This is a genomic window from Gimesia aquarii, from assembly GCF_007748195.1.
GTDB classification, from domain to species: domain Bacteria; phylum Planctomycetota; class Planctomycetia; order Planctomycetales; family Planctomycetaceae; genus Gimesia; species Gimesia aquarii.
In genome coordinates this window covers 2,421,083-2,444,017 of the sequence record NZ_CP037920.1, presented here as the reverse complement: position 1 = coordinate 2,444,017, position 22,935 = coordinate 2,421,083, and the positions used below count along the sequence as shown (strand labels likewise).

General features: G+C 45.4%; 20 protein-coding genes. 17 read left to right on the top strand and 3 right to left on the bottom strand.

All coding sequences use genetic code 11. The features are described from left to right. Nucleotides 1-54 precede the first annotated feature (54 nt). The 15 genes from V144x_RS09800 (at nt 55) to V144x_RS09730 (ending at nt 14,365) form a co-directional block, all read left to right on the top strand. Nucleotides 55-1,077 carry a vWA domain-containing protein gene (locus V144x_RS09800; RefSeq protein ID WP_144984933.1) on the top strand — a complete coding sequence of 341 codons (1,023 nt, stop codon included), beginning with the start codon at nt 55-57 and terminating at the stop codon, nt 1,075-1,077. Between the two features lie 67 nt (nt 1,078-1,144). Further along, on the top strand, nt 1,145-1,711 hold the full coding sequence (lspA, locus tag V144x_RS09795) for a signal peptidase II (protein WP_144984930.1): 567 nt from the start codon (nt 1,145-1,147) through the stop codon (nt 1,709-1,711). A 25-nt stretch (nt 1,712-1,736) separates the two neighbouring features. Then, on the top strand, nt 1,737-2,804 hold the full coding sequence (locus V144x_RS09790) for a tetratricopeptide repeat protein (RefSeq protein WP_144984927.1): 1,068 nt from the start codon (nt 1,737-1,739) through the stop codon (nt 2,802-2,804). Between the two features lie 25 nt (nt 2,805-2,829). Next, the gene (locus tag V144x_RS09785; RefSeq protein ID WP_144984924.1) at nt 2,830-3,690 is read left to right on the top strand and encodes a MotA/TolQ/ExbB proton channel family protein; all 861 of its coding nucleotides are present in this window, start codon (nt 2,830-2,832) and stop codon (nt 3,688-3,690) included. Then, a complete protein-coding gene (locus V144x_RS09780) occupies nt 3,687-4,103 on the top strand; it encodes an ExbD/TolR family protein (RefSeq protein ID WP_144984920.1) in 417 nt (138 codons plus the stop codon). The genes V144x_RS09785 and V144x_RS09780 overlap by 4 nt, the downstream gene beginning before the upstream one ends. A 12-nt stretch (nt 4,104-4,115) precedes the next feature. Continuing rightward, entirely contained in the window at nt 4,116-4,598 is a 483-nt protein-coding gene (locus V144x_RS09775) for an ExbD/TolR family protein (RefSeq protein WP_144984917.1), read from the top strand. A gap of 15 nt (nt 4,599-4,613) precedes the next feature. After that, nucleotides 4,614-5,387 (top strand): TatD family hydrolase, encoded by a 774-nt coding sequence (locus tag V144x_RS09770; RefSeq protein WP_144984914.1) that lies wholly within the window; start codon nt 4,614-4,616, stop codon nt 5,385-5,387. 180 nt (nt 5,388-5,567) lie between these two features. Continuing rightward, nucleotides 5,568-5,966: a hypothetical protein gene (locus tag V144x_RS09765; RefSeq protein WP_144984911.1), complete on the top strand. Its 399-nt coding sequence runs from the start codon at nt 5,568-5,570 to the stop codon at nt 5,964-5,966. Between the two features lie 66 nt (nt 5,967-6,032). Beyond that, nucleotides 6,033-7,865 carry a glutamate mutase L gene (locus V144x_RS09760; protein ID WP_144984909.1) on the top strand — a complete coding sequence of 611 codons (1,833 nt, stop codon included), beginning with the start codon at nt 6,033-6,035 and terminating at the stop codon, nt 7,863-7,865. Nucleotides 7,866-7,895: 30 nt separating this feature from the next. After that, the gene (locus V144x_RS09755) at nt 7,896-9,032 is read left to right on the top strand and encodes a hypothetical protein (RefSeq protein ID WP_144984906.1); all 1,137 of its coding nucleotides are present in this window, start codon (nt 7,896-7,898) and stop codon (nt 9,030-9,032) included. Between the two features lie 6 nt (nt 9,033-9,038). Beyond that, nucleotides 9,039-10,304 carry a DUF6754 domain-containing protein gene (locus V144x_RS09750; RefSeq protein ID WP_144984903.1) on the top strand — a complete coding sequence of 422 codons (1,266 nt, stop codon included), beginning with the start codon at nt 9,039-9,041 and terminating at the stop codon, nt 10,302-10,304. Further along, on the top strand, nt 10,304-11,032 hold the full coding sequence (locus V144x_RS09745) for a hypothetical protein (protein ID WP_144984900.1): 729 nt from the start codon (nt 10,304-10,306) through the stop codon (nt 11,030-11,032). The genes V144x_RS09750 and V144x_RS09745 overlap by 1 nt, the downstream gene beginning before the upstream one ends. A gap of 3 nt (nt 11,033-11,035) precedes the next feature. Continuing rightward, nucleotides 11,036-11,896: a hypothetical protein gene (locus V144x_RS09740; RefSeq protein WP_144984897.1), complete on the top strand. Its 861-nt coding sequence runs from the start codon at nt 11,036-11,038 to the stop codon at nt 11,894-11,896. Beyond that, complete coding sequence (locus V144x_RS09735; protein WP_197998850.1) at nt 11,896-12,792, top strand: hypothetical protein; 897 nt, start codon at nt 11,896-11,898, stop codon at nt 12,790-12,792. Before V144x_RS09740 ends, V144x_RS09735 begins: the two co-directional genes overlap by 1 nt. 205 nt (nt 12,793-12,997) lie before the next feature. Next, nucleotides 12,998-14,365, top strand: coding sequence for an MFS transporter (locus V144x_RS09730; protein WP_144984895.1), 1,368 nt, complete (start codon nt 12,998-13,000; stop codon nt 14,363-14,365). Between the two features lie 34 nt (nt 14,366-14,399). On the opposite strand, the gene V144x_RS09725 is transcribed toward V144x_RS09730, so the two are convergent. The 3 genes from V144x_RS09725 to V144x_RS09715 all read right to left on the bottom strand — a co-directional run bounded on the left by V144x_RS09725 (nt 14,400) and on the right by V144x_RS09715 (nt 18,933). Then, nucleotides 14,400-16,688, bottom strand: a complete 2,289-nt coding sequence (locus V144x_RS09725) for a VIT and vWA domain-containing protein (protein WP_144984892.1) — start codon at nt 16,686-16,688, stop codon at nt 14,400-14,402. A gap of 67 nt (nt 16,689-16,755) precedes the next feature. Then, nucleotides 16,756-17,913, bottom strand: coding sequence for a VWA domain-containing protein (locus tag V144x_RS09720; RefSeq protein ID WP_144984889.1), 1,158 nt, complete (start codon nt 17,911-17,913; stop codon nt 16,756-16,758). Between the two features lie 153 nt (nt 17,914-18,066). Further along, nucleotides 18,067-18,933 carry an ion transporter gene (locus tag V144x_RS09715; RefSeq protein ID WP_144984886.1) on the bottom strand — a complete coding sequence of 289 codons (867 nt, stop codon included), beginning with the start codon at nt 18,931-18,933 and terminating at the stop codon, nt 18,067-18,069. A 307-nt stretch (nt 18,934-19,240) separates the two neighbouring features. Between V144x_RS09715 and V144x_RS09710 the strand changes: the two genes are divergently transcribed. Then, complete coding sequence (locus V144x_RS09710; RefSeq protein ID WP_197998849.1) at nt 19,241-21,508, top strand: DUF1592 domain-containing protein; 2,268 nt, start codon at nt 19,241-19,243, stop codon at nt 21,506-21,508. 50 nt (nt 21,509-21,558) lie between these two features. Beyond that, entirely contained in the window at nt 21,559-22,935 is a 1,377-nt protein-coding gene (locus tag V144x_RS09705) for a DUF1552 domain-containing protein (protein ID WP_144984880.1), read from the top strand.

The following is a 22,935-nucleotide window of genomic DNA, read 5'->3' as shown; positions in this document are numbered from 1 at the left end:
CTTAGAACGTCTCTTTTTCCTCAACTGAAGTTAGACAAACGGACCTTTATACAGATGCCGGCAGCATTGACAGAACTTGATCACCAAACGCCACAATGGCAGAGAAATTCCCCTCTGCTGGTGGTTCCGAGTTGGGCTGCCTCTCTTGCTATCCACTCACTTCTTTTATTCATTCTCATTTCCAGTTTGAATCGTTGTGATAGTGGTCAAACAGGAGGAACTGACGGAGAACTACGTAGCGTAGGTATTTATGTCAAACAATCTCCGGACGCAGAAAAAACCGATGACACTGAGCAAGAAACTCAAGAAGAAACGCAAAACAACTTAGCTTACCAAACTCAAGAGCCACTCAAAGACGTTCTTGACCAGCCCCCTGTCGATCCTTTATTACCTGAACTGAACTCAAAACTTCTCGGGGCCGGACCAACGCGGGCTCCCGCAGTTCCAAACTCACCCAATTCAGATTTAACGTCAAATTTGATGTCTCCCAGTTCTGCCCTCGCTCCACCAGTGATGGGTACGGGTAATGTGAATTTTTTTGATGCTGTTGATTCGGGAAAACGATTTGTATTTGTTCTCGATTGCTCAGGCAGTATGGCAGCACCGCAGGGGGCTCCGATTCGAAAAGCACGTTCAGAACTCATCTCCAGTCTGTCAGGCCTGACCCATCATCAGCAGTTTCAGATTATTTTCTACAATACAACCACCAGAGCAATGCAGCATCGGGGAAAGTCAGCAGAGCTGCTATATGCGACTGATATCAATCGTACCCTGGCCCGTCAGTTTATTCAGAGTGTCGAACCAGATGGAGGAACCGATCACATCCCAGCTCTTAAGAGAGCTTTAAATTTTCAACCGGATGTCATATTCTTCTTAACTGATGCCAAGCATCCTCAGTTATCGAGTGCAGACCTCAATGAAATTCGCAGGCTAAACAGGGGGAAGGCAAAGATCCACTGTATTGAATTTGGAGAAGGCTTCCCAGTCATGGAAGGAAATTCACTCGAAAAGTTGGCACGACAAAATAAAGGTAGCTACCGCTACTACAACGTTCGTAAGTTTCTCAGGAATCGTTAAACTGTTCATTGACTATTTAAAATTGATTCCAGAACTAAATTTAACAATCGCAGAAAGCAATTGACTAATGTCTTCAACGGTATCCAAAGTGACTCGGTATACTCTACTATTAGCCTGTTTGCTGTTTTGCGTCGGCTGTGATCAGGTCACAAAAAAGATCGCTGTTGAAAAACTCAAATATGAACCGCCCATCACCTACTTCAATAATACTCTGCGCATGGAATATGCAGAAAATACTGGCGCCTTTCTCAGCGTCGGAAGCGGTCTTTCAAAACCAGTCCGGTTCTTCATGTTAGTGATTGCCAACGCAGCGTTTTTAATCATCGTGACAGGCATGCTCATTTTTCGTTGGCAGATGCCCTTGATTCAATTCATTGCCCTGTCACTTCTGCTGGCAGGCGGCATCGGGAATTTAATCGATCGCGTGTTTTTAAATGGAATTGTGATTGATTTCTTAAATATCGGCTTTGGCCCTTTGCGAACCGGTATTTTTAATGTGGCTGATATGGCGATTACTGGTGGAGCCCTGCTTATGCTGGCATCCTGGTTTTTCACGAAAGACCAATCGGGAAAAGAAAACAGAAGCGAATCCAAAACACCTGAATCCATCACACCTTCTGCTACGGAGTCATAGAAATCTTTCGATATTGAAAGTCTAAATGCGTACTTCTTCTCTGACAATCATGATCTGCTTTTTTTTCTTGCTGAAGGCAATGTCCGCTTCCGCACAGGACAAGATTGAAATTCGTCCCGATCATCATGTCGGCCATGCTACCTTACCTTGTACGATTCTGGATTTCACACAGTCAGAAGTCAAAGTCAAACTGCTTCCCAGTGGATCTGTGCGAAAATATCCGAGTTCTCAGGTTGTCAAAGTTCATACTCCTCAAACCGAACAACATCAACAAGGATTAAAACAACTACAAGCGGGACAATTTGAAAAAGCAATCAGTTCATTCGGTGAAGCACTGAATGTTGAAAATCGAGCATGGGTTCGTCGAGAAATCCTGGCGTTGATGATCAAGGTGGCACTAAGCCAAGATGATTATTTGAAAGCAGCGGTTCGGTTTCAAATGATGGTCGAAAATGAACCGAATTCTCGCCATTTCGAACTCATTCCTTTAGACTGGACGATTCAGGAAACGCTTTCTCCCGCCCGTAGTGCTGCCCGGAACTGGTTGACCTCCAACGATGAAATCAAACAGCTAATGGGTGCGAGCATTCTACTTACCGCCCGCGATTATGAGGCCCAGGCTGAAGCGGCTTTGCGGTCATTGGCAACCAGCACAAACGTAAATGTACAACAACTGGCACGTACCCAGCTTTGGCGAAATCGCCTAAGAGCGGGCGACTTGAGCCATCTGGAACTCCAACGCTGGGAACGAAATCTGAACCAGATCCCAGAGCACCTGAAAGCAGGAGCCTATTTTCTTCTGGGGACTGGATATGCCATGCTGGAACGACATGGACAAGCAGCAGCTTCCTTTCTCTGGATTCCTCTGGCTTACGATTCGAATCCTCAATTATCGGCACTCGCAAACTTGAAAGCAGCAGATTCACTGGTGGCTATGGGACAAACAGCAAATGCATTACGGCTCTATCAGGAAACGGTAGTTCGCTACCCGCATTCCACTTCGCAACAAATCGCACAGCAAATGATTGATCAGTTATTGAAGCCTGATCGTTTCAATAAAAAACCAACAACTCAACCCAACTCATTTGAATAAAACAATTCTGGAAAAGAAACATTAGATGGATCGCAGTAAATCACTTCTAAAATATATCAGGATTGGTTTTGTCATCTTTAGCATGACTTTGGCCACACCAGCATTCTGTCTGGCCGCCGATGAGGTTGATACATCAGGTTCAGGTATCGCAAAAGTTGATTTTCGTCAGTTAGTCGATGATGCGGGTGCCATTGGAATTATTATTGCTGTTTTGAGTGTGGCCATGGTGGCGCTCATCGTCGAACACATTATCAGTATCCGCAGCAATACCCTCATGCCTCCCGGTCTGGCGGAAGAAGTTCACTCTCTCATCACTCAGCAACAATATCGTAGTGCCGATTCGCTCTGTAAGGATAACCCCAGCTTTTTATCTTATGTACTTTCGGCTGGACTAGCAGAAGTTCAAATGGGCTATGGAGCTGTCGAGAAAGCAATGGAAGATGCCGCCATGCAGCAGTCAGCTCGTTTAAATCGCAAAATAGAATATCTGTCAGTCATTGGAACTTTATCGCCGATGCTGGGTCTCTTAGGAACGGTCTGGGGGATGATTTTAGCTTTCTCCGAATTCTCTGCTCAAGCCAACCCCGATGTTGCGGAACTGGCACCTGGAATTTCGAAAGCATTAATTACGACTCTCTTTGGCTTGAGTGTTACCGTTCCTGCACTGGCCAGCTTTGCTTTTTTCCGAAATCGGATCGATGAGCTGGTTGCTCAATCTTCTTTGCTTGCAGAACATGTCTTCGCTGATTTTAAACGATCTATCGCCGTACCCACAAAACAAATTGGAAAGCCACTTCGTAAACGTCCAGAAGAAGAACTCGCACAACGTATTGCCAAACAACAAGTAACTCGTCCCTCTCCCCCTTCAGGAGGACAGGAAACGTGAAAATTCCAACTCGTCCTCGCCAACCTGGAATTCGCTTTAATATTACTCCATTGATCGATATCGTTTTTCTACTGATCGTCTTTTTTCTTGCAGCCACCCATTTGACTCAGAATGATAATCTCGAAGCAGTCGAACTCCCGCTTGCTTCACAAAACAAAACAGAGCCCGAAGAACCACCCCGCAGGATTATCGTCACGATTACATTAGACGAACAACTACACGTACGTGGCAAAGAAATTTCACCGGAAGAATTGGACGCAAAACTCCTTTCCATCGATGATACGAAACGAAAAGAAACGGAAGTTCGCATTCGCGGAGACCATCGAATTCCTTACCGTATTGTGGAACGCGTACTCATTGGTTGTGCCCGTGCGGGTATTTCCAATGTTCAATTCGCCGTACTGAACGAGTAAGCTTGTTTCATCATGAAAATACCTTCCCACCATAAAACACGCCATGACATACAGGACCAGGCGACCATGACGCCTATGATCGACGTTGTGTTTCTGCTGTTGATCTTTTTTATTAGTGCTTCGGCAAACCAGATTCGAGAATTTCTCTTACCAACAAAACTCGCAACGGGCAGTATCGAGTCTCCAGAAACAGTTCCTCAAGAAAAGCCACTTGGTGAAGTCTGGTTAAAACTCAAACGAGAAGGGAATCAAACCATTGTAGAATTAAATGAACGAGAGTATGCTCAGTTCGATCAATTGAAACAAACTTTGACCTCACTGGCAGAACTGGCTCCAGAGATTCCTGTCATTCTGGATATCGAAGAGGATGTTCCTTTAGGCGAAATGATTCGTACCTACGACACGAGTCTTGCTGCCGGTTTTCATTCCATTCATTTTGCCACTGACGTGAACAAAGTCGCTCCCAGGAAGAAACTGAAAACATCTCAAAATTGAAATCGCTCATTACTAATGAAATTATTTGATACTCATGCCCACCTTGATGAAGAAGCCTTTCATCCTGACCGTCCTGAAACCATTCAGCATGCAATCGACTCGGGCGTAGAAACGATCTTAACAATCGGAACCACAGCAGAAAGCAGCCAGCGCGCCGTTGATCTTGCGACAGCCTTCTCACATGTTTATGCAGTCGTCGGCATCCAACCCAACTATGTTGCTCAGATGAAACCTGGAGATTGGGAATTAATTCAAACGCTTTCCACTGCCCACAAAGTTGTTGGTATCGGCGAAACCGGCTTAGATCGGTACTGGGATTATGCTCCCATCGAACTGCAGCGTGACTACTTTCGTAAACATATCCAACTCTCCCGAAATCTAGACCTGCCTTTTGTCGTTCATTGTCGAGAAGCAGAAGAAGATGTCGTCCATTTATTACAGCAAGAAGCCAATGCAGCTCCTCTCAAAGGGATCATGCATTCTTTTTGTGGTAGCTCTGAGACAGCCGTCGCTTGCCTCGAGCTGGGACTTCATATCTCTTTTGCCGGTATGTTGACCTTCAAGAAAAATGAGGAGCTTCGTGAAACTGCCCGTGAAATTCCCCTGGATCGTTTATTAGTTGAGACCGATGCTCCTTATCTGGCTCCTGTTCCTGTGCGGGGAAAACGCAATGAACCTGCATTCGTTAAACATACTTGCGCCTGTCTGGCTGAAATCCATAATAAGTCTCTTGAAGAGATGGCAGAAATCACTACCGCCAATGCCAAGGCACTATTTAAACTTGGGTGAGACCAATCCCTGAGTCTGTATTCCTTTTGTCTAGCCTTTATCAAATAGCAGCAGATTCTTTTAGAATCTTTTTTTCTTGAACGGGAAGGGAATCATTTCAATCTGCGCGTGCTACTGCTAGACTTACTTGAGCTATAGAAATCACTTGCGTCAATTAAACCCACAACAGGTGTTACTAGGATGGTAATGATCAAACAGTGGCTTGCGCACGCCTTCGCCGTTGAACGTCCAGAAGATTTTTCACCCTCAGACGAACAGCAACAAATTGCTGACCGGATCTGTCAGGAAATCATTCGGAGAGATATGGTCACACTGGCAATTCTCTCGTTGGAAACCTGTCGCCCTTTAAATTATATAGGCTCACAGGCCATTCACTTCTTCGCTCCGTTTCTCTCTATTTTAGTTGATCGAACGGCACAAAAAACGTTCGCTGAATTTCTGGAACAACGAGGGTCGATCGATTGGATGTGTCAACGATTAGAAACATTAAGTACGTCTCACGCAAACAAACAAAATGCTCCTGTAAATGAAGCATTGCCCCCAATCATTTCAGAAACAATGAGTGAGGATCATTCCTGACAATTGCTGAGTACTTCAGCAAAGATTTAAACTGCTTTCATATTCACACGGATGGCGAGTTATAATATGAACTCCACAACAGCAAAACAATTTGATCTCGATCAAATCAATGTAATCTTGGCTACGGACTGTGGTAGTACAACAACGAAAGCCATTTTAATCGAGAAAATCAATGGTGAATACCGTCAGACGTATCGTGGTGAAGCACCAACGACCGTAGAAGAACCTGCCGCTGACGTGACAGTCGGTGTTGTGAATGCTGTAACCGAAGTGGGTGAGTTGGCAGGCCGAAAACTCATTGACGAAAACGGCGAAATCATTCGACCTGCAGAAGGCGATACTGGTTGTGATATATATATTTCAACATCCAGTGCAGGTGGCGGGCTACAAATGATGGTCGCCGGAGTAGTGCGAGAAATGTCTGCCGCCAGTGCCAAGCGTGCGGCCCTGGGTGCTGGTGCGATTGTGATGGACACGATCTGTTCTAACGACAAACGCCTGCCTCACGAACAGATCCAGCGCATTCGCGAATTGCGTCCCGATATGATTTTATTGGCAGGTGGTACCGATGGAGGGACTCAAAAGCATGTGGTGCAATTGGCGGAATTGATTGCACCCGCCAAACCACAGCCCCGATTTGGTGGTACCTATAAGATGCCGATTATCTACGCTGGAAATCAGGAAGTCATCTCATTTGTCGAAGAAACTTTTGATGAAGATGTCAAGTTGACAACCGTTGCGAATGTGCGTCCCATTCTGGAACAAGAAAATCTGGCTCCCGCACGAGATGCCATTCATGACCTGTTTCTCGAACATGTCATGGCTCACGCTCCCGGGTATAACAAACTGATCTCCTGGGCGGATGCGCCCATCATGCCCACACCCGGAGCCGTAGGCAATATTCTGCAAACAATCGCTGAGCAAGAGGGGATCAATGCACTGGGCGTCGACATTGGTGGCGCAACAACTGATGTCTTCAGTGTGTTTGATGGCACATTTAACCGAACCGTGAGTGCCAATCTGGGAATGAGTTATTCTGTCTCCAATGTTTGTGCCTCTGCCACTTTACCGATGATCTTACGCTGGGTACATCTCGATATGAATCCACGGGAACTGCAGAATCATATCAAAAACAAAATGATCCGCCCCACAACGATTCCCCAGACCAGGGAAGCCCTGGTCTTCGAACAAGCTGTGGCGCGCGAAGCCCTCCGATTGGCATACATCCAGCACAAAGAATTTGCAACCACACTCAAGGGAGTACAGCAACAACGAACGGTAGGAGATACTTTTAGTCAGAATACCAGTGGTCAGTCGATTGTGGACAATATAAAGCTGGATTTGCTGGTGGGTTCAGGAGGCGTTCTCTCACATGCCCCCAATATGAATCAGACTGCGGCGATGATGATTGATGCATTCGAACCCGAAGGAATGACTATACTCGCCAAAGACAGTATTTTCATGATGCCTCATCTGGGAGTTCTAGCACAAGTCCATCCCAAAGCCGCGTTGCAGGTCTTTGAACGAGACTGTTTGATCTATCTGGGAACCTGCATTGCACCTCGAGGTTTTTATCGTACGGGAAAAACCTGTTTTAAGTATCAGATTACTGGAAACACAATCAACCAATCTGGCGAAATGATGTGTGGTGAGATGAAACTCTTCCCTCTCGCTCAAGATGAACGAGCAACAATCACAGTCGAACCAAAGCGAGGCTATGATTTTGGTGCTGGTTCAGGAAAACGAATGGAATTCGAAGCACGTGGCGGAACAGTGGGATTGATACTTGACGCACGTGGCAGACCATTAATGGTTCCAGCCGAAGAAAAACAGCATCTGGCCCAGTTAACCAGTTGGGTACAGGAATTACAGCTATATCCTGATAATCATTCAAAGTAAGCAAGACACGACTCTAAAGAATTGACAATTATGGCAAAGGCATATTCTCCAGGCTTACAAATTAGTCAGCGCGTGCTGCATTCCAGCCGACGTATCCTCCCCATTCCGGGAGACGTCCTTGTCAAGGTCGGCGATCAAGTCAGCTCTCAACAAATCGTCGCTCAAACCTTTATGCCCGGAGATGTCACACCGATTAACGTCGCCAATCAGATCTCAGTTGCTCCATCTGAAGTGCCAAACTGCATGCTCTTTTCAGAAGGGGACGAAGTTCAAGAGGGAGACATTCTGGCGCGGAGTAAAGGAATTTTTGGCTTCTTTAAAGCAGAAATGACCACTAAGACTTCTGGCACCATTGAATCTATCTCACATGTCACTGGTCAAGTTATTCTACGCGGTGCGCCATTACCGATTCAGGTACGTGCTTATCAGGCGGGTACTGTGAAAGAAGTGATTCCGGAGCAAGGAGTAGTCATCGAGTCAGAAGTCACCTTTCTGCAAGGTATTCTGGGAATTGGTGGAGAAACTTATGGATTGATTAAGTTTGCCTGTCAAAACAACGAGCAGGACTTAGAGGCAGATCTACTCGATGAATCTATGCAAGGCAAGATCGTAATTGGTGGAGCCCGCATGACCGGAGAGGCCGTAAAACGAGGTATTGAAATCGGCGTAGCAGCGATCATTTCTGGAGGAATGGATGATGAAGATCTAAAAGAAATCCTTGGCTATGACTTGGGAGTCGCGGTCACCGGATCGGAAAACATTGGCATTACACTGATCATCACGGAAGGCTTTGGTGATATTGCCATGGCAGAACGGACGTTTAATCTGTTTAAAGAACGAGAGGGTGCAGAAGCCGCCGTGAACGGCACAACTCAAATTCGAGCTGGTGTTCTCAGACCTGAAATTGTCATTCCACTTTCCGAACACACGAAGCCTGATACCACTTCCGAAACAAAAAGCGAGACTGAAATGGGTATCTTAGAAATCGGTGTTCCCGTTCGAATTATTCGCGATCCTTATTTTGGTCTACTCGGCTCTGTAAGTCAGTTGCCTACAGAACTGCAAACACTGGAATCAGGCTCTGAATCGCGTGTACTCGAAGTCATACTTGAGTCCGGAAAAACAGTGGTTGTTCCACGTGCCAATGTGGAACTCATCGAAGGATAGTTATTCATGCATTTATGGAAAAATGTGGTAATCAAACAATTGATGATTCTGCTTTTGTGTTTCACATCAGGCGTGACTCTGGCTGCAGAAGCACCGGCACCTCCGACTCAGTTCAGGGCGGAAGATGCTCCCGGCGACGCGGGAACTGCCATCGACCTGTTCTGGACCCTATCTCCAGATGATGAGGAGAACACAAAACCGCGAAAGGTATTACGTTATGTGATCTATCGTAAAGAAGTTGATGCAAAAGAAGCTAAGTATGAAGTGATCGGCGAGCCTACCTACCGCGTCAACACATTCCGAGATTCAAACTGTGAAGTGGATGTTCCCTACATGTACCGAATAGAAGCCGTCGGACAGGAAGGTTTAATATCGGTACCCGTTGATCTTAAGGAGCCAGTGATTGCGACCTTGCAATGGTTTAATCTACAGCGAAGCTGGTTTGCGGTCTTTGTCTTTCTAATCTGTGGTTCGGTGATTCTATTCATCGAAATGGCCCGCAAAGGAAAAAAATTGAAAGTCCGAAAGATCGCCGGGCTGGAAGCCATCACGGATGCCGTCGGACGAGCGACGGAAATGGGAAGATCTTGCTTATTCGTTCCTGGAATTCAAGATATTAATGATATCCAGACTGTTGCCGGAATTACGGTGTTAGCACAAGTTGCCGAAACAACGGCCGACTACCGAGCAACATTGGAAGTTCCTACCTCGCGTTCGCTGGTAATGACGACAGCACGTGATACAGTCGAAGCCGCCTATCTTGCTGCTGGTCGACCGGATGAATATAACGAAGATGACATCTACTATATCACAGACGAACAATTCGGTTATGTGGCAAGTGTGACTGGGAAAATGGTCCGAGATAAACCCGCGGCCTGTTTTTACATGGGTGCGTTTTATGCTGAATCCTTGATTCTGGCTGAAACGGGAAACTCTGTCGGTGCCATCCAAGTCGCTGGAACAGCAATGCCCACTCAACTTCCCTTCTTTGTAGCTGCCTGCGATTTTACTTTGATCGGCGAAGAATTTTTTGCAGCCTCAGCTTATCTGTCAGGAGAACCTCAGCAGTTGGGTAGTCTGAAAGGACAGGACTTTGGAAAAGTCATTGGCGGCATATTGCTGCTGGCTGGGTGCATCATTATGACCTTATCTTCTTTTGAATCAGCTTTTGATCCGAAAGAAAAGACTCAGGCTGAAAGTAGACCCACATTTCTACAATCAGCCCAGACATACCTCAAAGACAATATCCTCGGTAAAGGAGGTTTTAAATAATGAAACGCACCATCCCCTTGTTTATCTCGGCAGTGACGGGATTTGTGTTGATCGGCACCGCGTTCATTCCCAAGTTTGTGGACTGGGGAAACGACGCCATGGCCTGGTTTAATCTTCTGGCTGCCTTTGCATTCATTCTAGGAGGTGGAAATCTTCTCAAGATGCAATTACAGAAGATTTCAGCTCAACAACCAGGCTGGGGATATGCCGCAGTAACCTTAATCGCCTTTTTCATTACACTCTTTGTCGGCCTTGCAAAAGTGGGAGTCAATCCTAGTGTTAAATTTCCTGAATTTGCCTGGTCTGGAGAATTTCAGGAGGAAGGAAGTGCCTTTTGGTGGCTTTTCGAATATATTTTTTATCCCCTCTCAGCAACCATGTTTGCTTTATTAGCCTTTTATATTTCTTCCGCTGCGTTTCGTGCATTTCGTGCGAAAAATACAGAAGCCACCATTCTACTTTCGATTGCAGTGATTGTTTTACTCGGACGCACTTACGCAGGCGTTTGGTTAACCGGCTGGCTACCAAATGAACCCATCATCGGTACCAGCGGCATTACTTACAGTGATTTTCATTTACCACATTTATCACAAATCATCATGGACGACTTTACAACTCCTGGAATGCGAGCGATTACGATTGGCATCGCGTTAGGAGTGGCTTCGACATCTCTGAAAGTCTTACTTGGGGTCGATCGTTCTTACCTTGGATCAGATCAGGAGGCGTGATCGATGCTCGAAACACTACAAACTTTGGACCGTAGATGGATTTTTTTAGCGATGTTCCTGGCCGTCGCAGTCCCACTCATCATGGGTACGACATTCCCTGAAGAACCATCAGATCAAGTCATGGCCGTCTTCGATGCGGTAGAAAACCTGCCCGATGGTTCCAATGTGGTCATGGCTTTGGATTATGATCCGGCCAGTGAAGGAGAACTGCAACCGATGGCATCAGCATTTACTCGACACTGTGCTTTGAAAAAACACAATATCTATTTCATGACACTTTGGCCGCAAGGCGGCCCCATGATTCAACGCTCCACTGAATTACTGGAGAACGACTATCCCGAAACATACAAAGGAAAATATGGAACCAAATATGTGAACCTGGGATTTCGCGCCGGGAATGAAGGAGTGATTAAACTAGTCGTAGAAGATCTGAAAAAATCGTATGACACCGATGTACAAGGCACCAATCTCAATGACATTCCACTCACCAAAAACCTGAAAAATATTCAACAGGTCGATTTGTTATGTAACGTCAGTGCCGGCTATCCCGGCTCGAAAGAGTGGGTACTTTACGGGTCAGCCCCGTTTGATATTCCCACTGTCATCGGTTGTACCGGAGTCCAGGCACCGATCATGTTGCCTTATATTCCCCAACAACTGACGGGAATGCTGGCCGCGATCAAAGGAGCAGCGGAATATGAGCAGGCCATTATCAATGCTTATCCCGAGTTGAATGATAATCTGGCAGCTAAAGAAGGCCTTAAACGAATGGGCCCTCAGTTGGTTGCACATGTGCTGCTCATTTGCCTGATTGCATTAGGTAATGTGATCTATTTTTGGGAGAGAAAGCAGGGAACATCTTAATGAAACAGTCGACTCTTATTTGGACTATGCTGATGGTATTTGGTGGATTGAGCCTGATTGTCATTCAGTTTAATAGAGGCAAAGGCGAGGTTTACGTTCGCGAAGTTCCTGTTGAAGCCAAAGCTTCATCCAAAACCTCACCCGAGCAAACTTACCGTTGGTCCACTTATCAGCAGGTTCCCGAAAAAGAAAAAGGGAAGCCTAGTGTGAGTTTTAGCCTTTCACGCACTCTCGGTTTGTGGGTGGCAGCTTTTTGCACCTTGGCTATTTTCTCTTTCTTGTATGGTGATAACCCACTCTATAAATTTACAGAAGCGGTATTTGTGGGCGTCTCAGCCGCCTATGCTATGGTCGTTGCATTCTGGACTGAAATTGTAACCAACCTGTTTGCAAAACTCTTCCCTGGTTTTGCTCGTATGAGTTTTTTACCTGATATCTCGGAAAATGTTCAGAGCGATCTGCTCTATCTGATTCCCCTTGTATTAAGTGTTCTACTTCTCTGGCGCCTTGCCCCTAAAGGAAGCTGGATTGCAAGATGGCCTTTAGCCTTTTTCATTGGTGCCACAGCTGGTATCCGTCTTATCAGCTATCTGGAAGCGGATTTTATTGGACAAATTCAAAATACCATTATGCCCTTTATCGTTTTCGATTCCAAAGGTTCTTTTCTTTGGATCGATTCTTTACGTAATACCATTGTAATTGTGGGTGTTACCTCCTGTATGGTTTACTTCTTTTTCTCAATCGAACATGAAGGTGTCGTCAAATATATTTCGCGACTGGGTGTCTGGTTCTTAATGGTCACTTTCGGAGCCAGTTTTGCATACACGGTCATGGGGCGAATTGCCTTATTGAGTGGTAGACTTGACTTTCTGTTCAACAATTGGTTGGGAATCTAATCTTCTCATATTCATCACAAAACCCTTGATTTGATTGAATATATCATTCAGGTCCAATAATTAATCTATGAAGATCACAGTATTTACCTAATGCTTGCTCTCCGAACGCTACGCCTGTCTTTCCAGTTCTGCTATAGTCGATTCCACCCCACCGGTCACGCTCCCACGATGATTATTCAATGATACCTTTGAAGAACACCAAAAAATGAACTCGCAGTCTTCGCTTGCAAATGCGAAACTTAATCCACATCCTGATCGGAACTCTTTACCCAGCCATAAATATTTTCCCGGTTGGACTATGATTGGCATTGCCGCGATGGCACAATTTCTGTCGGCTCCGGGACAATCGTTTTCCATTGCAGTCTTTAAAGATCCGATGCGGACCGCACTGGGTTTAACGGAAACGCAATATTCATTAGCCTATGGAGTTGCCACGATTGTCAGCGCCTGTCTGCTCCCAATTGTGGGTCGTATGCTCGATCGCTGGGGGGCGCGAATCATACTACCTTCCGTTGCGGCTGGCTTGGCGATCGCCTGCTTCTGTATGTCTCAGATACACACTCTGACCGGGCTTTATATTGGCTTTAGTTTGGTACGCAGCCTGGGTCAAGGAGCGCTCACTCTCATTTCAGTCTGGATGGTGGGAGAGTGGTTTGAACGTAAGCGTGGGCGCGCAACAGCGCTAGCTGGATTTGGAAGTGCGTTCTCGGTAATGACAATCCCTTTTGTTAACAGTTGGCTCATTACTGAATATGGCTGGAAGACAGGTTGGATGTTTCATTCTGCTGCGGTCGCAGTTTGCTTAATTTTACCCGGTATCTTCATTGTCAGGAACCGTCCGGAAGACATGGGACTGTACCCTGATGGAATTGACCCCCATCTCGAACCAGAGCCTGAAGTGGATGAAGAAGGTAATGTGAAGAAGACAAAGGAACCTTTGATTACTTCAACCATTGAATCATGGACGGTCCGTCAAGTTCTGCGTGATCCCACATTCTGGAAGTTATTGTCTGTTATCACTACACACGCTCTTGTAGGCACCGGTTTAATCTTTCATCAAATAGCGTTGTTAGGAAGTCATGGCGTTTCCGCAAAATGGGCTCTGGGAATGATGTCGGTTCAGGCAATCTGTGCGACGATATTAATGTTTCCCGCGGGTTGGGTTACCGATCGCATTCCCAGCCGTTATATTCTGTCTTTTGGGATGATTTGCCTCTCGTTAGCAAATCTCATCGCTTTGACAATGCCGGCACTCTGGATGGTGGTCATTTACGCTTTGCTACTAGGAACAACTGGCAGTATCTTTCGTAGCACGGCTACCGTCGTCTGGATCAACTACTATGGCCGCATGAACCAGGGTGCTGTTCGCGGTGTTGCCTGGTCGATGATGATTTTAGCCTCAGCGCTCGGTCCATTGCCAGTTGCCATGTCAATCGATTTTTTTGGATCCTATAATCCGGTCCTGTATCTCTTCACAGTGATGCCTCTCATCGCTGCTTTAGCAGTCTGGTCAGCACATCCTCCAAAACTGTATAAAGACCAGAAAGAGATTTCAGCCGGCTCTGGAGTTTAGGTCTGCTTCGCATAAAGCGATTTGTCTTTATGTTTTATGACTTCGATTTTTCCTGAATTTGATACCAGCTTTGATCCACTTGTAGAATCACGTTGCCTAGCGATAAGTATTTCGCCAATCGCTGATCCTGCTTGAGCAACTGGAAGTAGTCTTTGGATCCAACCTCAATCATTTTGAGATTTTTATGCTTTTGTGGATCGTATAAACTCTCATTCCAGAAGGCCCCCTCTGATTTATAGAAGGTCCGGTTCCCGATATAACGGATCGACTGTAAGGCAGAACCTTTTTTGCCGACCTTTTTCATTTCTCGTTCTGCCTGAAAATACAAGCGAGAGGCATTACCACTTTTACCGGCAGCACTTCGATCACGGTTGGAACTTTGTGCATCTTCAATCTGGCTTTGACGGAGACTGCTGCTCCCGCCACGTTGAAATGCATCAAATTCAACTTTTTCTTTGATATTTCTCCTAAGTTCACTACGCTCTCGATATCCCTTTAGCTGACCACGTTGTACTTGCAATGCTGGTAAGGGAGAGTTGCCTAGCATAGTGTCATCGGCCATCAAGAAGCTTGTATAAGGCGTGACAATGCCATGTTGTTTGGCGAGTAAAGTGATCTCATTCACCAATTCTTGATCCGGCTGAGATGTATTGTTCTTGCGTATTTCTTCGAGAAGGAAATCTACTTTTTGTCCTGCCCAAAGCCGAGGTACAAAAGAACTCCGATCATCGGACGATTCTTTTGGAAAATCCAATTGATATGAAAGCGTTGTTTTGGCCCCATTAATGGTACCCGTAACATTCACTGTTTTTTGTCCAGAACCTGTATAACGCCCATAAACCAGCAATTGCTCTCCCTTGAAAATGTCTCGAATTTGCCGCGGATAGACGTCGATCACGCCGGCTCCATCGAAATCAAATGAGACGTCTGTCATCACAGGGCTGCCTACGCGATCAAAAAACTGGCTGATTTTTTTGGTAATATCTTCCTTCGGAAGAATATAGTCTGCTTCTCCACGATGATCGAGCGCTAGAAAATCAAGCAATTTGGTATTCACATTATAGCCTTCACCGAAGACGAACAATCGTACGTTCTCTGTATTCTTTTGAGAAATTGTCTTCAGAATTTTCTGAGCATCGCGCTCACCAATTGTGGGCAGCCCATCTGTGGAAAAGACTATCATTTTCAGTCGCTCATTCGCAGAACTCTCAATATCTGTTTCGAGATGTTTTAACGAGAGTAACAACGCCTCTTCAATGGCCGTTCCACCACGGGCTGACAACGCATCCGCATATACCAGAGCCTTCTGTTTCGACTCTTCATTAAAATCAATCAACCCTTGTTTGTCGAAATGGCGGGCCGTCGTACTGAAGTCAATAATATTAAAGCGGTCACCTGGACGCAGATGGTTCAGACAGTATTTTAATGCCTCACGGGCCTGTGTAATTTTATTATTTTCCAGCATAGAACCCGATGTATCGATACAGAACACGACATCTTTGGGCATGATTTGTTTCTCAGTCAGTTTTCCGATCCCCTGCCCTTGCGTGGGAGAGAGCATCATCATGAAATAGCCAGCCTCTCCTTTTTCACGATGAGCAACCAGACTGGCTCCGACTTTGTCGGGTGATGTCTGATAGTAAAGCACGAAAGGATGTTTAGGCAAATAGTTTTTCTGCTTCCATTCGACAGAAATATCCCAGTCTTTTTTCTCAACTAATTTGACTTGATGAGTGGGGCTGTAAATATTCTTGATGGGTTCATCACTACGGATATTCACAGTGACAGAAGCTTCTTTGAGTGGTTGCATTAATGCTTTGGGATTCGTGTTAAGCATTTGCAAACGGATCAAATCTCCTCGTTTTTTCAGGACCGTCGTGTAAGTCAATTTGACCATCACCGTTTTTCCTGCCGCGACCCGCGGAATTTTTGTTTGGATCAGCTGGTTACCATAATATTCCAGTAATGCAGGTGAGCCACCTTTTTTAACGATCTCCTGAAAAACCTGATTGGCTTTTTTGACATCCAATATTTCCGCCTGCATTTCTTTACCATCCACGAGCACAGACATGTTATTCACCTGGGTTCCCGGTTCGAGTTCCATGTAACATGTCCCGCCTACGATGGCTCTGCCATTGGGATTCCGAAATGCACAATGATAGGTTTTCACAGCCACCTGGTTGGTAATATCAACGTTGATATGATCCATCCAGACTTGAACGGGTTGAGGAGCCCTCATGAAACAAGCCTGTGTCATTGTGCTTGCACCAATCAGTACCATTACAGCACAGGCAATTCCCAATGATAGTCGATAGGATTTCATAACTGGACTCCCTTAATGGCTTTGCTTTTGTTTGAAGGAATTACGGTTTTCATCTGGAAATACTGACTCATTCAGATTGAAACTGAAAATTCTTTTTCACAGCCTGAGATTTCAAAGCTTTGATGACAGCGGTATCAAACGTGGTTTCTTTTTTCTGGTTCTGCTGCTTCTTCATTTCATCCGCAATGAACTTGTTTCGTTTTTTGGTGAGTTCTTGAATCTGAAGCTGAATCGCTTTTCGCTCTTTCTGTTTTTTCTCGATATAAGCAGTCTGCTCTTTTTTCGTCAACTTTTTCAGTTCGGCGGGAAGTTCTTCTTGCTTCAATTCTTGCAGCTTGACTTTTTTACCGGCAATTGCATCGATTAAATCTGCTTTGACGCGGTAACGTCCCGATCCTTTAAAGGCAGCACGGTCGGCACTGGAAGCGGGACTTGACTGTCCTGCCAGTCCGTCAGCGGAAAGCTGACTGGCACTTGATTCATTCTTCGCTTTTTGAGAACCGTAAAAGAGGTAGGTTTTATTGATACTCCGACTTAGTTCGCTCAATTTTCGATCATAGGGTGTTTTGGGAGTCACAACCTGAACCCCGTGATTGATGCTCAAAAAAGACCCATCTGCCAAAAGAGCGCCCTCTTTCCATCCTGTTTGAATTCCCGTTTGTTCTGGTCCACAAAAGATCGTATTAATGGTGATTCCTTTTTTGATAGCAGCCGGGCATGCCACCTTGAAGTCAACTTTTCCTTGAGTAAACGGTTCGTTCCCTGCAATAAAAATCAACTTCAGACTTTTGTCAGAATCACTCCACTTAAGACCATTCGTGGCTGCCTGAATGACATGTCCACAATATTCTTCACCGCCATTTGTCTTCAGAGCAAATAATTCTTCAGAAAGTTGATCCAGGTTTTCTGTAAGCGGCATAATTTGTCGCATGTAACCTTCACTGGCCGGAAGACTACTTTTCCCATATTCATACAAGGCCACTTTCATCACAGGAACTTGCCCATTCTGTTTAGCGGTGGCCAATTCATTGACAATTTTCCAAAGCTGTGAGCGTGCCTGATTAATCAAGCCTTGCATACTACCACTGGTATCAAGCAGAATCGCTAATTCGACAGAAGGCTGCGTGGTTTTCGTCGGTTGCGGTTTTTCCTTTGCTTGAGTTGGTTGATTCATCAAGCCTAAAGACACTAAAGCTAACACTGTGAAATGAAAAAGTTTGCGCATTGAAACATCTCCTGGCCAAAACAGGATTTTAATTGAAATGAAGTGCTCTTAGTTGAGCACCGCGATTTTGACGATGTGCGCAGAAAAGAAGTTCCAGAAATCTACTGATTTTCTGAAACTTTCTTTGAGAATCAGATTAATAGAGAATTTGAATTAGAGACGTGATCCACAGAATTTGCAGAAAGTAGCATCCACTTCGTGCCCTTCTTTCATACATTCCGGACAAACCTGGGTCGTAATTCGAGTTGCTGTAAAATTACCTCCGGCATGTGCTAATTCTGCCGTCACAAGTCCTGTTGGAACAATAATGAGACTATAGCCCAGGACCATGATGATTGCCGCCAGACATTTTCCAAGGGGAGTTTCTGGTGTGGCATCACCATAACCAACTGTAGTCATCGTGACAATTGCCCAATACATACTTTGGGGAATGGAACTGAAACCAGGATTTTCAGGACCTTCGATTAAGTGCAGCGCGGCGCCTTCAATGACGACAGCTATCACAACAGTGGCTAGAAAGACTGTAATTTTTGAACGAGTCGCCCAAATCGCTTCTCGTAATTCAGCCGCTCCCGACAACATGTGCCCTAACTTAAAGATACGGAAGGCGCGCAACAGACGAAGTGCACGAATCACCCCGAGTCGATGAAGCTCATCTGACTCCATTCCATATGATTCAAGAACGAGCACATATGTAGGTAAGATGGAAAGTAGATCCACAATACCATAAAAGCTGAAGATATAGCGTATTGGTCGACGAGCACAAAGAATGCGTGCTCCATATTCGAAGGTAAACAAAATTGTAAAAAACCACTCGGCGTAGGTAAACCCATTCTTAAATCGGGCATCAATGGATTCAACACTCTCCAACATGATGACGAAAACACTTGTTAGAATCGCGATCAAGAGGACAACATCAAAATATTTACCGGCGGGTGTGTCTGCTTCGAAAATGATCTCATACAAGCTTTCACGCCAAGCCTGTTTTTTAGTCTCTTGAGCAGTATTCTTATCAGCCATACAACAAGCCCGTCGATTAAAATATTGAACATAATTTCTTGAATTGTGACTTTGATCTAAGTCCACCTATAGTGGGATTATGTGCGAAAATCGGTTTTGAGGTCAACCTGTCTCATCTGAGATGCCAGAATTGTCCAATCTATGATCCAATCATGATAGACGTAAATTGATAGTTACCGGATCAATCCTTTGCTTTGGCTCTTTTTTTACATATAATCAAATAATCAAAGTAATGTTCATTCCGGGAGAATTCTCCCGTAGCCTACCATCACCAGAATCTACCTCCCAACCTGAAACAGGTCTGAATATGCGTATCGCTTTATTATGCCAGATCGCATTCCTGATGAGTAGTAACAGCTTTGCTGCCTCACCCGAGCCGGCAGACTACTTTGAAAAGTCGGTTCGTCCAGTCCTGGTTAAGTATTGTGCAGATTGTCATGACCCGAAAGACTCTAAAAACGATGTGGGACTACTTAAGGCAATCACTGCAGATGAAATCTCTCAATCCAGAAAGATCTGGCACAGCGCATCTCATCAATTACGAAATCGAACGATGCCTCCTGCAGATGAACCTCAGCCGACAGAAGCGGAGCGGTTAAGGATTGCAAACTGGATCGAAACGTATCTGCGTGAAACGGCCTGTAACCATGGTCCACACGCAGGACGTGTTTTACCACGTCGTTTGAATCGAACAGAATATGATCATACCATCCGCGATTTATTTGGTTTAGAGCTCAAGTTCTCAGAGAAATTTCCCAATGATGGTGCGGGTGGTGAAGGCTTCGACAATAATGGAGAAACTTTATTCCTGCCACCGATTTTAATGGAACGTTATTTGGAAGCAGCTCAACAGGTTCTGGACGCTGCGATTATTACACCTCCGCTCGTAAAAACGTATCTAGCCTCTGACTTTCTACCTCCTGCTACTAAAAGACAACAGGGTACTCGCACAATCCCTACCGGCAAAGAAATTACTGTCATCGAAAGTATCTATCTCACTAGCGATTATGAAGTGAAAATCAAATTTCAACTGCCTGAGAAGAATTCAACGAATGTTATTTTAAAGATCGATGGTATCAAAGCGCATCGTTTTAAACTCAGTGATCAAACCGATCAAACGGTCTCTACTAATGTGCGACTTATGCGCGGCTTACATTCGATTACGCTTGCTGTTCCCAATGAGGAACCTTCCGTTAAAGTTGCATCAATGGAGTTAACAGAGCAAAGAGGTAAACCGTTCCTTACCAAAAAAGAACTACATCAGCGTATTTTTCAAGTTGCAGGGAAAGATCTACCACAAAATCGAGATGCGGCTCAGAAAATCATACGAGAAATCGCGAGGAAAGCTTATCGACGACCACTTACGGAAGATGAACTTTCACAACTGATGCAACTTTATGATCGTGCCGCGAAACGAAATGATCCGTATGAGGAACGAATTAAGTTGTCACTCAAAGCCGTCCTGGTTTCTCCGCATTTTTTATTTCGTACGGAAGCTAATAAAACACAAGCCGGCATACAACCGATTTCCGAGTATGAATTGGCAACGCGGCTTTCCTATTTCTTCTGGGCCAGCACACCAGATGAAGAATTATTACAATTGGCCGACCAGGGTCAGTTACATAAAGAGTCAGTTCTGAATCAACAGATTACGAGAATGTTAGCTGACGCCAAAGCACGGTCCTTATCAAAACTATTTACCGAGCAATGGTTGGGTACCAAAGATGTCGGCGGTCGTGTGGCGCCTGTGGGTGGTGATTTCCGTGATGTTTACTCCACAGAACTGGCTCTGGATTTTCGCGAGGAAGCGATTCAGATGATGGATTACATTTTCCAGAAAAACCGTAGTCTCCTGGAAATCGTCGATGCTAACTACGCCTTTTTGAATCAACGTCTGGCGAAACATTACGGGGTGGAAGGAGTCAAAGGCCGCAAATTTCGTAAGGTCTCGATTACCGATGGCAAACGAGGAGGTGTGCTGGGTTTAGGAGGCGTGCATATGCTGACTTCTTATCCTAAACGTACCAGTCCCGTATTAAGAGGTGCCTGGGTATTGGAAACGCTACTGGGAACACCAGTTCCGTCACCACCACCGGGAGTTCCCCCACTTAAGGAGAAGAGTAAACAGAATAAAAAGCGTTCGATCCGCCAGGTGTTAGAGGCGCATCGTGAACATGCTACCTGTGCAGCTTGCCATGATATTATTGATCCCATCGGTTTTGGACTGGAAAATTACGACCTGTTTGGTCGATGGAGAGAAAAAGAACGAGGCCAACCTGTGGATGCCACTGGTGAATTTCCCTCTGGTGAAACATTTGCAGGCCCTGCTGAATTGAAGAAAGTTCTTCTGAAGCGAAAAGATGAACTGGCACGTCATTTTACAGCCAAAATACTAGGGTATGCATTGGGGCGAAGTTTGGAAGATGCTGATGCCTGCACCATAGAAACCATTGTCAAAAAACTGGAACAAAATAACTATCAATCACAGACATTGATTCGTGAAATCGTTTTCAGCACGCCATTTCTCTATCGCGATGGAGTTATGGCTGAGGTAGAATCAGAAAAAACAAAATAATGTTTCATTTGAATTCTGTTTGCCCTCTATATTTTCGGGAAGGATGAGAGATGGCACAACCAATTTCAAGAAGAACTGTGTTACGCGGAATGGGCGCAGCCTTGGCACTACCCTGGCTGGATGCGATGACATCTTCCAGTCGTGCAGCCGAAACGCTCCCAAAGCCTCCAGTACGTACCGCCTTTCTCTTCATGCCGAATGGCGTTGTGCCTAAGCACTGGGATCCTCCTCAAAAGGGAAACGATCAATTTGATCTGACACCGATGCTCAAGCCATTAGCAGGAGTCAAAAAGGAATTCCTCCTGCTGGAAAATCTCTGGAACGAACAGACCGTGGGACGAAACGGCCATTGGCCAAAAGTACCCGCTTTTCTTTCGGGTGGATTTGTCGTTCGAACTTCAGGTCGTGATATGGATACGGGTGGTACTTCACTCGACCAGTTCATGGCACGTCAGATCGGCAATCGGACTCCATTACCAACGTTTGAACTTGGTGTGGACCCCGCAAGAAATGGTGTCGATAATATCGGTGGTGGATTCACGCGTATCTATGGTTCTCATATTGCCTGGCGCGATCCGCATTCCCCCGTCCCCAAAGAAATTATTCCCCAGCTCGCCTTTGATCGACTGTTTCGAACCAGTTCTGCAGGGCCTGTCGTCTCAGGCTTCAATCCAGACCAGCCTCAGGTCATTAAGTCACTACAGCGTGATGATACGAGTGTATTAGATCTGGTACGCGAAGATGCAAAATCGTTACAACGAAAAGTAGGTATCAATGATCGTGCAAAAATCGATGAATACCTGGACTCGGTGCGGTCCGTTGAGAGACGCATCGAATCAGCGATGAAGCCACAAAAACGCTGGATTAATGAAGGACGATTTGATCTTCCCCGTCCTGGTCCGGGAATCCCCAAGAGTCATGAGGAGCACGTACGTTTAATGCTCGATATTATGGTACTTGCCTTCTGGACTGATTCCACACGGATTTCAACATTCATGTTCGGAAATGCGCAAACGGGACGTAATTTCTCGTTCCTGGATGGTGTCAAAGGGAGTTTCCATCAGCTATCGCACCACCGTGAACAACAAAAAGAACGCAATATGTATGAAGCCATCGGAACCTGGCACATCAAGCAGTTAGCTTACGTGATTGATAAAATGCGTTCACTGAGTGAAGGTGAATCCACCCTGCTTGACAATTCCATGCTGCTCTTTGGTTCTACTATCAAAGATGGAAATCGGCATACCGAACACAACCTGCCTGTTATTCTCGCAGGTAAAGGCGGGGATACGATTCGCACTGATCGTCGTTTAACAGCTCCTAAGGACACCCCGATGTGCAACCTTTATGTTTCGATGCTCAACCGTATGGGTATCAAAGCAGATCGCTTCGGCGACAGTACTGGTGAATTAAAGGGCTTGATTTAA